Genomic DNA, 12,362 nt, shown 5'->3' on the forward strand with positions numbered 1-12,362 from the left:
CCCGCCGGTCCGCCTCCCGCCAGCCCGCCTCGCCCGGCTGCGGCTCGGCCCGGTCCGGCTCCCACGTCTCCCGCTGACCCGGGGAGCGGAACCGCTCACCGGAGCGCGCGGGGGCGCGCGGATCGTCGCCATCGAGAGCGGGCGGCATACGACGCGCTGCGGCTGGCGCCGGCTCGTCCTCGGTGACGATCTGGAAGACACCGGTCTCGAGCGCGCCGTCCTTGGCGAAACTCATGCCAAAGTCGTTCTTGGTCAGGTAACGCTGCGACTCCGCGTGCTCCTCGGCGGCGGCCACCAGTTCGTCGCCGAGATCGTCCTCGTAGGCGGTCAACCGGTCGTAGTCGGTCTCCGACAACACCACGCGATAGCGGGTCGGCACGAACGTGCGGCCCCTGGCCAGCGACGTCGCCCCGTCGTCCATGGCCCGCCGCACCGCGCTCGCGATCTCGACCGGTTGCACCTCGGCCCGGAAGGCCTTGGCGAAGGCACCATTGATGGCGCGCTCGAGCTTGTTCTCGATGCGCTGCAATCGTCCCACCAGTCACCTCCTCGACTTCAACGCTGATCGTAACGGGCGGTGCTGATCACCCGTTCCGTCCTTAGAGTGTCGGCATGGGTGAATTGGTTCTGACCGCCAACGCCGGCGACGGCACCATCAGCACGCTGCGCTTGGACCGCGAGGCCGGGCGGTTGGTTCCGCTGGCGACGGCGACCGGGTTGCCGGGGTGCGGCACCTTCGCCGTGGATTCCGCACGGGGGCTGGTGTATGCCGCTGACAAGGGCGACGAGCCCGGGGTCGCCACGCTCGCGCTGGACCCGGCGACGGGGGCGTTGTCGCAGGTGCGCCGCACGAGCGTCGGAGGGGCGGTGACCTATCTCTCCCTCGCCCATGGCGGGTCGTTCCTGCTCGGCGTGTCGTATGGTGCCGGCCACGGCTGGGTCTGGCCACTCGCCGAGGGCGGTCGGCTCGAGGAGCACTGCGGCGAGTTCTCGTACCGCAACCTGCACTGCGTGGTCGCCTCCGGCGCCGACGTGTATGCCGTCTCCCTCGGCGAGGACCTGATCGCCCAGCTCTCGTTGTCGGCCGATGGGGTGCTGGCGCCGAAGGAGCCGCTGGTCGTCGACGCACCCCGGGGGTCGGGGGCGCGGCACCTGTGTCTCGACGGGGCCTCGGCCTATCTGATCACCGAGTTCACGGGGCAGGCGATCCGCTATGACATCGGCGCCGACGGGACGCTGTCGATGGCCGAGGCGGTCGACACGGTGGTGCCCGGCTCGGGGCTGGCGGTCAGCGCCTACGGCAAGGAGCCCTTGAAGGAGCCACTCATCTGGGGGGCCGACATCTGGCGGGCCGGCGACTGGCTGCTCACTTCCGAGCGCTCCTCCTCCCTCATCACGAGCATCCCGGTGGGTGAGGGGGGAGCATTGGGCGAGCCCGCGGCATACAGCAGCACCGAGAAGCAGCCGCGCGGGTTCACGGTCACCGCCGACGGCGCCCTATGTGGTGGCCGTCGGCGAGCAGTCCACCCACGCCGCCCTGTCGCGCGTCGAGGCGGACGGCTCGCTCACGGTGCTCGACCGCGCCCCCGTCGGCGCCGGGGCCAACTGGGTGCGCATCGTGGGCTGACCGGCCGGGCGTCGCCCGACCGTTGGGCGGGGACAGTGACGGGTCCTGGGCTCACACGTGGTCCTGCTCGGTGCGTGACGCTCATCAGTAGGACATGACACGAACCCGGTCGCGTAGTTCACTGGGATAGAACTCCGCATCTCGTGATCGGCTTGGTGAGAGCTATGGCATTTCGTCCGTCGCGCCGGCTCCCTGCCCGTCGCACGTCGCGGCCCCTCGCGGCGACCGTCGGTGCGCTGGTGGTGTGCGGGTTGAGCGCCGTTGCCGGGGTCGCCGCGCCCGCCGCGGCGGACCGCGCCGGTGCTCCCGGGCTGGCCGTGCAGGTGGTGCAACGCAATCTGGACATCCCATGGGATCTCGCCTTCACCGATTCCACGCACTATCTGCTCAACGAGCGGCCCGGCCGGCTCTGGCTGGTCAACACCAATCCGGCCGTTCCGCGCCAGCGCGTGGCCGCGGACTTCTCCGGCGTGGTCACGATCGCCAGCGGAGGATTGATGGGGATGGTGGTCGACCCGGGATTCGCCACGAACCGGCTCTTCTACACGTGCCAGACCAACCGCACTCCGAAGGACGTGCGGGTGGTGCGGTGGCGGCTCTCGGCGGACGGCACGCGAGCGGTGCGATCCGGGACTCCGGTGATCAGCGGCATACCGCTCGGCAACCCGCACTACGGGTGTCGCCTGCTCTTCCTCCCCGACGGCAGCCTCCTGGTCGGCACCGGCGATGCCGCCCTGGCCTCCGGCCCGCAGTCGCTCACCAGCCTCGCCGGCAAGATTCTTCGGGTTCTGCCCAACGGCTCGGCTCCGCGTGACAACCCGTGGGCAAGCGCCACGAGTCCGAAACGGTTCGTCTGGAACTACGGGCACCGCAACGTCCAGGGACTTGCGGCGCGGCCGGGGACCACGCAGGTCTTCAGTGCCGAGCACGGACCCGACTGGGACGACGAGATCAACCTGGTGCTCAAGGCGCGCAACTACGGCTGGGATCCGAAGGGACCGGACGGCTACAACCAGGACGTCCCGATGACGGACCTCGAGAAGTTCCCCAACGCGGTCCCGGCCAAGTGGACCTCCGGTGCGTCCACCATCGCGACGTCGGGCATCAGCTTCGTGACGGGGAGTGCGTGGGGCACCTACTCCGGTCAGCTGTTCGCCGCGCTCCTGAAGGATGAAGGTGTGCTGGCGCTGGCTCTGGATGCGGCCGGAAATGTGCGCTCCACGGCCCAGGTGCCCGAACTCAACGATCGCTTCGGCCGCCTGCGCACGGTGCGTCAGGCTCCCGACGGATCCCTGTACGTCCTGACCGCCAACGGAAGCACCGACCAGGTCTTGCGGGTCACGCCCAAGTAGTCGGTCTCGACACCGCCCTGGTCCGCGGCGGCGCCAGCCCTGGCCGACCCGGGCAGGCGGCGGACTGCCCCGTCGGGAGGCTGACGGCGGTCGCGGTGGTGCCGGCCGTGTCGCACAGGCACACCTGCTGCGAGATCGGGTTGTTCCAGAATTCGGCGTTGAACGCGATCTTGACGCCGTCCGGGGTGATGGCGACCCCGTAGATAGCCATCTGGCTGGCAGGCAACGTCTGCCACGTCTTGCCCTTGGTGAACTTTGAGGTTGGTGGATTCGCCCAGCGCGCCCACGGTGCCGGACGCGGCGATGTCGAAGGCGCATGTCTCGCAGTCGAAGCCATAGACTTCACTCGTCGGGGTGGCGATCGAGATGTCGCCGTCATGCTCGCCCACCGAGCTGACCCCGACAGCGTTCAGGCCAGCACGGATGGGCCCGATGGAAAAGGGAGACTCCGACCACGACTTAGCCGCGACGACGACGGACTTGCCCGTGGCCGCCGACCATTGCATGAGGTATCCCGTCCCGGAGCTGCACGCTGCGGTGTCGCATTCATTGCGGAACCAGCCGATCTTCTTGCCGTCGGTGGAGTAGTCGACACCGGGGTAGGCGTCGTGGACCTGGCCACCGGTTCCGGTCAGCGAGATGCGTTTGGTGGTGTTGGCGACCAGGTCGCGAATGAAGACGTCGCGCTGGCCGTTGGTGTCACCGGTGACCAGGTTGGACGCGCGTGAACTGAAGACGACCGCCTTGCCGTCGGGCCGGATGCGGCCCAGCTTGTTCATGCCCTTTCCCTTCCCGAGAGGTGCCCCACGAAATGTGCGGGCAGACCGCGGGACGCGCGTGCTGCCGCACGACACATCGTGGCGGGCAACGACCGCGCAGGTGCCGGAATGACGAGATTCGTGCCGGCGGAAGACCTATGCCGGCGGCAGCTCGCCGAGCCGGGAGAGCAGGTGGCGGCGCTCGGGGCCGTCGGGGCAGGTTTTCAGGGCTTGGTCGTATGCCGCCCGCGCACCCTCGGTGTCGCCCTCGCGGCGCAGCAGCCCGGCGCGCACCACGTGGATGCGGTGGTGACCGGGCAGTTGGTCGGCGGCGACTTGGAGGAGGCGCAGGCCGGCCATCGGGCCGCTCACCTCGGCGACGGCGACCGCCCGGTTGAGGCGCACGATCGGCGAGCCGGTGAGGCGCTCCAACCGGGCGTAGGTACGAGCGATGGCGGCCCAGTCGGTCTCGGCGGAGGTGGCGGCGCTGTCGTGGAAGGCGCCGACCAGCGCTTGTAGGCGCAACTCCTCCGCATACCCCTTGGTTGGCGAAAGCCCCTGCAGGAGAACCAAACCCGCGTCGATCTCGTCGCGACGCCAGAGCGACCGGTCCTGGTCCGCAAGCCGCACGAGCCCGCCCTGCTCGTCGGTGCGCGCGTCACGGCGGGCGTGCTGCAGCGTGAGGAGTGCACAAAGGGCTTGCAGCACAACAGTATTCGGCAGCAGTGCGCGGGTGAGGTGGGCCAGGCGGACCGCCTCGCTCGTCGCCTCGACGTGGACGACGGCCTCCCCCTCGCGCGGGGCGTAGCCGGCCGTGAAGGCCAGGTAGATCGCCCGCGCGACATCGTCGACACGGGCGCCGAGGTCCGGCTCCTCGGGCACGCGGAAGCCGGCGCCGATCGCGCGGAGCCGCTGCTTTGCGCGGGTGAGCCGGGCCGCCATGGTGGTGGTGGGGACGAGAAAGAGCGCGGCGATGTCGGCGGTCGGGACTCCGAGGACGAACCGCAGCGCGAGCGCCGGGCGCACCTCCGGCGCCAGCGCGGGGTGGGTGGCCATGAAGAGGAGCGGCAATCGGTCGTCCTCGGTTCCGCCCGGGCCGTGGGTATGCCGCGGCGGCGCCTCCTCCGGCACCGCGAGCAGGTGCGCCTTCCCCGCCGCGGTCGCCTCCCGCCGGATGGCGTCGAGGAGACGTCGGGACGCCACCTGCGTCAGCCACCCCTGCGGGTTGTCCGGTATGCCGTCGCGCGGCCACTGCTCCGCGGCGCTCGCCAGGGCCTCGGCCAGCGCGTCCTCGGCGAGATCGGGGCGGCCGTGTCGGCGGATCAGCAGCCCGAGCAGCCGCCCCCAGTCCTCGCGCACGACCTGCGCGAGGACGGGGTGCGGGCCGGGTCCGCCCGGCGTCACGGCATACCCTCAGCTGTTCGACGGGGCCGACTCAGGACATGTCGAGCACGGGCGCGATCTGCATGTCATAGCGCGGCAGCTTCCTCAGGCAGTCGACGAGGGTGTCGAGATCGGGGGACTCGACGAGGTAGAAGCCGCCGAGGCCCTCGAGCGCCTCGGCATACGGCCCCTCGGTGAGCGTGACCTCGCCGCCGCGGGTGCGCATGACCGTTGCGTCGGACGGCCCGCCGAGGGCCTCCCCGCCGAGGATCTCGACGCCCTCGCGCGCCTGACATTCGGCATCGAACTCGCCGAACTTCTGCATCAGCGCGCCCTGTTCCGCCTCGGTGAGGCTCGGCCACGGCTGCTCCTCGCCGTCGCCGATCAACAAGACCAAGTACTTCATGGTGTGCTCCTTCGCAATTCGTCTCGACGGCGGGCGCCGTCACCATGGTGTCGCGCGAGGGCGAGGGAAATCGACACAACTCCCATGTCGAAAGTGCACCCCCACGTCGAAAGTGCACGACACGCCGTAATGCGACACGCATTACGGCGTGTCGTGCGCTTTCGACGTGGGCGGGGTCAATCCTCCCAGCGGAAGAGGCGGGCGGCGATGAGGCCGAAGACGACGGCGAAGCCGAGGAGGTACACCATCGGCATCAGCGCAGCGCCGGGACCTTCGCCGCGGACCAGGCTGTCGAGCAGACCCTCGTTGAGCTGGCCGAGCGGGAGAAACTTCGCGATCGTCTGCAGCCAGCTCGGCGCCTGGTCGAGGGGGATGAAGGAACCCGACAGGAAGGCCATCGGCAAGATGATGACGTTGGCGATGCCCGAGGCCGCCTCGGCGGTCTTGGAGATGGCGCCGGCGATCAGGCCGATGGCCATGAAGGCGATCGTCGCGCACAGCAGCAGCGGTATCGCCATCCACCACGAGCCGGTCAGCTTCAGGTCGAACAGCCCGACCCCGACAGCCAGGAAGACGCCCATCTGGATCATGGCGACGGCGATCGAGACCAGCAGCCGCGAGGAGACCAGCGACTCGGTGCGCATCGGCGCCAGCCGCAGCCGCCGCAGCAGCTTGTTGGTCCGCCAGGTCACGAAGGGCATCGCGGCGTTGAAGGTCGCGCCCATCGCCACTGCCCAGCCGAGCAGGCCGGGCGCGATGAACTGGATGGGTTTGAGTGAGTCGTCCTCCGCCGCTTCGGCTTTGAGGGTGAAGGTCGGGGGCTGGCCGGACATCGCGACATTGGCGCCGTCGACGAAAGCGCCGAGCGTCCCGCGCACGGTCGCCGCCTTGACCTGGTCGGCCTGGCTGTAATGCAGGATGACCTCGTTGCCCTTCTGCTCCACCGCTCCGTCGACGTCGCCCTTGCGCACCTCCTCCAGCGCCGCTGCCGCGTCGTCGGTCTTGGTGACCTCGAAGAGGTTGTCGAACTGCGCCTTGGCCTCCGCCGGCAACTGGTCGATGATCGCGACCGAGCCGATCTGCGTCAGGCTGCTCTTGCTCGCTCCGGCGTCCCGGAAGAGGAACCCGAAGAGCACGAGGAACATCAGCGGGAAGGCGAGCAGCCAGAACCAGTTCTGCTTGTCGCGCCAGAACCCGAACCATTGCGCCCGCGTCAGCGCCCAGAAGCTGGTCATGCGCGGTACTCCCGTCCGGTCAGGGTCAAGAAGACGTCCTCGAGTGTCGCTCCGGTGACCTGAAGTCCTTGCAGCGCATCGCGTTCGGCGAGCGCTGCGAGCACGGGGGAGGGGGTATGGGTAGTGATGGCCAGAGTCCCGTCGCTCAGGCTTGCGCTGTCGACGCCCGGCAACGCTGCGGCCTCCTGGTCGCTCAGGACGCCTTCGCTGACGAGGATCCGGTATGCCGATCCCAGCCCGGTGATCAGATTGCGGGGGGTGTCGGTGGTCAGGATCTGGCCGCGGTCGATGATCGCGATCTGGTCGCAGAGGATCTCGGCCTCGTCCATGTAGTGGGTCGTCAGGACGACCGTGCGGCCCTCGTCGTTGATGGCGCGCAGCACGTCCCATAGGTTGCGCCGAGCCTGCGGGTCCAACGCAGCCGTCGGCTCGTCGAGGAAGACGACCTCCGGGTCGTGGATGAGTGAGCAGGCGATCGACAGCCGCTGCTTCTGCCCGCCGGAGAGATCTTCGGTCCGGGTCTTGCGCTTCTCCTGCAGCCCGACCATCTCGATCATGCGGTCGATCTGCTTGTGGTCGACGGCATACAGGTCGGCGAAGCAGCGCAACTGCTCCTCCACGGACAGCCGCTCGAAGAAGGCCGAGGCCTGCAACTGCACCCCGATGCGGGGCAGCACGGCGCGATTACGCGGCCAAACCTTCTCGCCGAAGAGCCGCACGTCGCCCTCGTCGGGTTCCCGGATGCCCTCGATCATTTCGAGGGTGGTGGTCTTGCCGGCCCCGTTTGGTCCGAGCAAGCCGAAGAAGGTGCCTTGCGGCACCGTGATGTCGACATGGTCCACCGCGGTGAGGTCCCCGTACCTCTTGACCAGCCCGCGCGTCTCGATGACGTTGGTCATGCGCCGATCCAAACACGAGAGCGACCACCGTCGCCACCGGTTGAGGATCTTCTTTGCCGGGAATTAGCGATTCCGGTCGCGCGAATGCCTGTTGGGAATGCCACCAGCCGTGCGGGGTGCCTGCGAGGTACTGCATACCGGGACGGGGACGTCCGGACGGTAAGGCAGTACGACGCCAGATCCGTATGTTCGATGTCGCGGATGTCACCGTAGTCGTGGCGCCCAGGCAGGGTCGCTGCTCGGGCGAGGCCCGGTGTCAGCATGGTGAGGCCGGCTGCTCCGCTGGCCTGGATGAGGGTGCGGCGGTTGATCTGGGACACGGTCAATCGCTCCTCGGACGAGACTGGCCGCCTTCCACACTTCTGCGCTCCGAGCGTCCAACACGGGTGATCTCGGGTGAATCAAACGAGAACATCAGCTGACGGGTGAAGGGGGCCCTAAGCTCGTGAGTCATGAACATCGTCTTCGTCGAGCCCGGCTTCCCCAGCAACCAGCGCCGTTTCGTTCTCGCGCTGGCCGCCGTGGGAGCCAACGTCATCGGCGTGGGCGAGTCGGAGGAGTGGCATCTCGATGACGAGTTGCGCGATGCGATGCTCGGCTATTACAAGGTCTCCAATGTCACCAATCAGCGGGAGCTGACCGACGCGGTCCAGTACATCCAGTCCAAGATGTGGGTCGACAAGCTCGAGGCGACCGTCGAAGCACACACCATGCCGGCCGCCCAGGTCCGGGAGAAGACCGGCATCCCCGGCACGTCGGTGCACGCGACGTGGCTGTGCCGGGACAAGCCGTCGATGAAGGAGGCGCTGCGCAAGGTCGGGGTGCCGACGGCGGCCTCGACGGCCGCGGATCACGCGAGCGAGATCTGGGACTTCGCGGCCGAGGTGGGCTACCCGCTCATCCTCAAACCACGCGCCGGCGCCGGCGCCCAGGGCACGACCCGCGTCGACAACGACACCGAGCTGGCCCACGCGATCACCGTCTTCGGGGCGGAGGGGGCCACTTCGATCGCCGTCGAGGAGTTCGTCGAGGGTCACGAGGGCTTCTACGACACGATCTGCCACGACAACGAGGTCGTCCACGACTGGACCACGCACTACTACCCCAACGTCCTGGAGGCGATGCGCACCCGCTGGATCAGCCCGCAGTTCATCGCGACCAACCGGATGTCCGACTCGGACTTCTACGACGAGGTCGCCGAACTCGGCCACCGCGTCATCGAGGCCTTCGACATCGGCACTTCGGCCACGCACATGGAGTGGTTCTACGGACCAAAAGGGTTGCGCTTCAGCGAGATCGGGTGCCGCCCACCGGGTGTCGGCTGCTGGGACCTGTACACCGCGGGCAATGACGTCGATGTCTATCGCGAGTGGGCGCACGTGATGACCCATGGCACGAAAGAGCGCGAGATGAGCCGCGCCTACTCGGCAGGGCTCGTCGCGCTGCGGCCCGACCGCGACGGCGTCATCACGGGATACAGCGGCATCGAGGAGGTCATGGGCCGCTACGGGCAGTGGGTCATCGACACCCACTTCCCGCACGTCGGTCACCTGACCCAGGCGGTCGAGGCGGGTTACATGGCCAATGCCTACGTGCGCCTGAAGCATCCGGACTATGACGTGCTGCGCGGCATGCTCGACGACGTCGGCCGCACCATCCACGTCTACGGAGGCTGACCAGTTCCGCCGTGCGCACCATCTTGCTGGGTCCCCAGCGCTTCACCGTCCGCGTGACCGGGGCCCTGCGCTCTCTCGAGACCGAGGGACCGGTCGCGGTGATCAACGCCGGGTGGGAGGAGCGCGAGGACGACATCGGAGAGTTGGACGCCGCCCTGGACAACCGCGCCCGCAACCTGCGGCTCTTTCACCGGTTGGCGGACGTGCTCGAGAAGGACCCCGGGTTTGCATTGCAGGCCAGTAGGTTTCGGGACCGGCACGACGAGCTGACGAACGTCTATCGCGTCCGGTTGCAGCACGCCATGGGGGGCGTGTATGCCGTGCAGCGGCTCGTCCCCAGCCACCCGTCCCGCGCACGCAACTCCGCGGCCTACCGCGCCCTGGCAGACGCCGTCGCCGGCATCCGCGCCATCGACACGTGGTACCTCGCGGAGGTGCGCCGGCTCTACGGCGAACTCGAGGTCGACGGCGGCGTGAACTCCAGTGACGTCATCGCGTGGCATCGGGCGGAGGTGCGTGCCGCTCAGAACGACTGTGTCGCATGGATTTTGCCGGGTGGCAACATCCGGACACTGATGAGTTCGCTGCGGCTCTTCGACGTGACGATCCCGCATGCGGTGTCGGTGATCGCGTGGTCGGCGGGGGCGATGGCGCTGACCGAGCGCATCGCGCTCTTCCACGACCACGGCCCGGAGGGGTCGCAGGAGACCGAGCTCTTCGACGCCGGCCTGGGGCGGGTCCACGGCGTCGTCGCCTTCCCGCACGCCCGGCGCCGGCTGCGGATGGACGACCCGGAGCGGCTGGGGATGCTCGCGTTGCGGTTCGAACCGGCCGAGTGCGTGCTCCTCGACGACGGGGCGGTGCTCGACTTCGGGGCCACCGGGACCATCCCCCTCAACGCGCGACGCGTCGGCGCGGACGGGCTGATCCGGGCGGGTGATGATGCGTGAGAAGGAAACTCGCGATCAACCGGCTCCGGGAACGCGCCGATCTCGGCCCCGAGCTGGTGGCGCAGTTCGTCGAGAGGTACCGCTCGCCGATCATCGAGGGCCAGAACGCGACCTTCCTCTTCCTCGGCCACGCGGACGAGGTGTTCGTCCGGCACCGGGTGGTCGGCCTGCCCGACCCGCTGCCGATGAAGCGGATCGGCGAGACCGATCTCTGGGCCGCGACGTGCGACCTGCCGGCCGGGTCGCGGGTGGAGTATCAGCTCGAGACGCGACGCGGCGATCACTACGAGCGCTTCAACGATCCGCTGAACGAACGCGTCGCGCACTCGCCGATGGGGTCGAGTTCGGTGTGCGCCGGCGAGGGCTATCACGTGCCGTCGTGGGCCGTTCCCGATCCGGAGACCCGGCCCGGCGACCTGATCGAGCACCGGATGCGGAGCAAGGCCTTGCGGCGTGAGCAGCAGATGCTCATCTACACGCCCGCTCGCTTCAACCCGGTGCTGCGCTATCCACTGCTGATCGTCCACGACGGACCCGAATATGTGCAGTTCTCGGCCATGAAAACGGTGCTGGACAACCTGATCCACCGGCTCGACATCGCACCGATGATCGTCGCCTTCGTGCCGCCGCACGACCGGCTGCGGGAATACGCCAACAATGCCCCGCACGCCCGTTTCCTGGCGCGGGAGCTGCTGCCCATGCTCGAGGAGGCCTATCCCCTGGTCGAGTCGCCGCTGGGGCGATGCCTGATGGGCGCGAGTTTCGGCGGCGTCGCCTCCGTCACGACGGGGGTGCGCTATCCCGGGGTCTTCGGCTCGATGCTCATCCAGTCCGCGTCGCTGGCCTTCACCGACATCGGTCAGGACCACGGTGGCGGGCCGGCCTTCGACCCCGTCGTGAAGTTCGTCAACCGCTACCGCGCCAAACCAACCCGGTTCACCGAGCGCCTCTACATGTCGTGCGGCATCTACGAGCCCCTGATCACGCCCAATCGTTCCATGGTCTCGGTCTTCCGCGAGGTCGGCATCACGGTGAAATACGAGGAGAACCGCGACGGTCACAACTGGGACAACTGGCGCGACCGGCTCCAGTCGGGCCTGTCCTGGCTCTATCCCGGGCCGCAGAAGTATGTCTACGAATAGCGGGGCCTGACGATGACTTCGATTGAGGGACAACCCGATCCGGCGGGTGAAGCGCTCCGGGCCGCGGTCGCCGACGGTATGCCGCGGGCCCGCCTCGACCTCGCCCGCTTGGTCGGTCTGCGGTCGGTCTTCGATCCGCGCATCGAGGATCCGGCCCAGTGCGCGGCCGCGGCGAGTGCGGTTGCCGATCTCCTCACCGAGGTCGGCCTCGAGGTCGAGTCGATCGAGACCCCGGACGGCTCCACCGCCGTCATCGGACGATCGACGGCACGGCCTGCCGGCACCGCTCCGGCGCGGCCGCGAGTGCTGCTCTACACCCACCACGACGTCGTGCCGGCGGGGGACGTCGCCGCGTGGTCGAGCGACCCGTGGACTCTCACCGAACGCGACGGCCGGTGGTATGGGCGCGGCGCCGCCGACTGCAAGGGCAATCTGGTCGCCATTCTCACGGCGCTGCGGGCGTTGTCTGCCACGAGTGCCGAGTGGCCCGTGGATCTCGTTGTGCTGGTGGAAGGTTCGGAAGAGCAGTCGGCCGGCGGGATGGAGGCGCTGGCCCGGGCGCGTCCCGATCTGGTGACCGCCGACGTCATCGTCATGGCTGACACGGGCAATATCGCCCTCGGGCAGCCGACCCTGACGACCTCGCTGCGCGGCACCGGCTCGGTGCGCATCACCGTGCGCACGATGGAGCACGCCGCGCACTCGGGCATGTACGGCGGCGCCGCCCCCGACGCGCTGCAAGCGCTGCTGACCGCCCTGGCGTCGCTGCGTTCGCCGTCCGGCGAGACGACCATCGACGGGCTGGACGCGACCGGGGTGTGGGAGGGCGCGGCATACGACCCGCGGCGCTTCGGCGCGGACGCGGCGCTCCTCGACGGAGTGAAACCGTTGGGGGACGGGCAGATCGGCGACCTGCTGTGGGCCCGGCCCGCCG

The 12,362-nt window shown here is 68.9% G+C and carries 12 protein-coding genes; 6 read left to right on the plus strand and 6 right to left on the minus strand.

The features are described from left to right. Positions 1-538, minus strand: a 538-nt coding sequence (locus BN11_RS23390) for a DUF3662 domain-containing protein (protein ID WP_162213152.1), incomplete at its 3' end; no start/stop codon positions are given. Between the two features lie 74 nt (positions 539-612). On the opposite strand from BN11_RS23390, the gene BN11_RS03790 reads away from it, so the two are divergent. Further along, positions 613-1,725 (plus strand): lactonase family protein, encoded by a 1,113-nt coding sequence (locus BN11_RS03790; RefSeq protein WP_048694686.1) that lies wholly within the window; start codon positions 613-615, stop codon positions 1,723-1,725. A 153-nt stretch (positions 1,726-1,878) separates the two neighbouring features. Continuing rightward, a complete protein-coding gene (locus BN11_RS03795) occupies positions 1,879-2,979 on the plus strand; it encodes a PQQ-dependent sugar dehydrogenase (protein ID WP_162213153.1) in 1,101 nt (366 codons plus the stop codon). On the opposite strand, the gene BN11_RS03800 is transcribed toward BN11_RS03795, so the two are convergent. The 5 genes from BN11_RS03800 to BN11_RS03820 all read right to left on the minus strand — a co-directional run bounded on the left by BN11_RS03800 (position 2,901) and on the right by BN11_RS03820 (position 7,660). Then, positions 2,901-3,758 carry a TolB-like translocation protein gene (locus BN11_RS03800; RefSeq protein ID WP_048694689.1) on the minus strand — a complete coding sequence of 286 codons (858 nt, stop codon included), beginning with the start codon at positions 3,756-3,758 and terminating at the stop codon, positions 2,901-2,903. The genes BN11_RS03795 and BN11_RS03800 overlap by 79 nt on opposite strands. 135 nt (positions 3,759-3,893) lie before the next feature. After that, complete coding sequence (locus BN11_RS03805; RefSeq protein ID WP_048694691.1) at positions 3,894-5,141, minus strand: RNA polymerase sigma factor; 1,248 nt, start codon at positions 5,139-5,141, stop codon at positions 3,894-3,896. A gap of 31 nt (positions 5,142-5,172) precedes the next feature. Beyond that, the gene (locus BN11_RS03810; RefSeq protein ID WP_048694694.1) at positions 5,173-5,526 is read right to left on the minus strand and encodes a YciI family protein; all 354 of its coding nucleotides are present in this window, start codon (positions 5,524-5,526) and stop codon (positions 5,173-5,175) included. Positions 5,527-5,702: 176 nt separating this feature from the next. Further along, a complete protein-coding gene (locus BN11_RS03815; RefSeq protein ID WP_048694695.1) occupies positions 5,703-6,761 on the minus strand; it encodes an ABC transporter permease in 1,059 nt (352 codons plus the stop codon). Then, positions 6,758-7,660, minus strand: a complete 903-nt coding sequence (locus tag BN11_RS03820) for an ABC transporter ATP-binding protein (protein ID WP_048694699.1) — start codon at positions 7,658-7,660, stop codon at positions 6,758-6,760. Before BN11_RS03820 ends, BN11_RS03815 begins: the two co-directional genes overlap by 4 nt. Positions 7,661-8,112: 452 nt before the next feature. Between BN11_RS03820 and BN11_RS03825 the strand changes: the two genes are divergently transcribed. The 4 genes from BN11_RS03825 to BN11_RS03840 form a co-directional block, all read left to right on the plus strand. Next, a complete protein-coding gene (locus BN11_RS03825; protein ID WP_048694702.1) occupies positions 8,113-9,336 on the plus strand; it encodes an ATP-grasp domain-containing protein in 1,224 nt (407 codons plus the stop codon). Positions 9,337-9,347: 11 nt separating this feature from the next. Then, a complete protein-coding gene (locus BN11_RS03830) occupies positions 9,348-10,286 on the plus strand; it encodes a type 1 glutamine amidotransferase family protein (protein ID WP_048694705.1) in 939 nt (312 codons plus the stop codon). Next, a complete protein-coding gene (locus BN11_RS03835) occupies positions 10,283-11,428 on the plus strand; it encodes an alpha/beta hydrolase (RefSeq protein WP_048694709.1) in 1,146 nt (381 codons plus the stop codon). Before BN11_RS03830 ends, BN11_RS03835 begins: the two co-directional genes overlap by 4 nt. A 12-nt stretch (positions 11,429-11,440) precedes the next feature. Next, on the plus strand, positions 11,441-12,362 hold a 922-nt coding region (locus BN11_RS03840; RefSeq protein WP_048694714.1), incomplete at its 3' end, for a M20/M25/M40 family metallo-hydrolase.

The organism is Nostocoides australiense Ben110 (assembly GCF_001050535.1).
GTDB lineage: Bacteria > Actinomycetota > Actinomycetes > Actinomycetales > Dermatophilaceae > Nostocoides_A > Nostocoides_A australiense.

Coding starts and splice junctions, on each gene's coding strand:
- BN11_RS03790 (WP_048694686.1), top strand. CDS start 613: ATGGGTGAATTGGTTCTGACCGCCAACGCCGGCGACGGCACCATCAGC.
- BN11_RS03800 (WP_048694689.1), bottom strand. CDS start 3,758: ATGAACAAGCTGGGCCGCATCCGGCCCGACGGCAAGGCGGTCGTCTTC.
- BN11_RS03810 (WP_048694694.1), bottom strand. CDS start 5,526: ATGAAGTACTTGGTCTTGTTGATCGGCGACGGCGAGGAGCAGCCGTGG.
- BN11_RS03815 (WP_048694695.1), bottom strand. CDS start 6,761: ATGACCAGCTTCTGGGCGCTGACGCGGGCGCAATGGTTCGGGTTCTGG.
- BN11_RS03820 (WP_048694699.1), bottom strand. CDS start 7,660: ATGACCAACGTCATCGAGACGCGCGGGCTGGTCAAGAGGTACGGGGAC.
- BN11_RS03825 (WP_048694702.1), top strand. CDS start 8,113: ATGAACATCGTCTTCGTCGAGCCCGGCTTCCCCAGCAACCAGCGCCGT.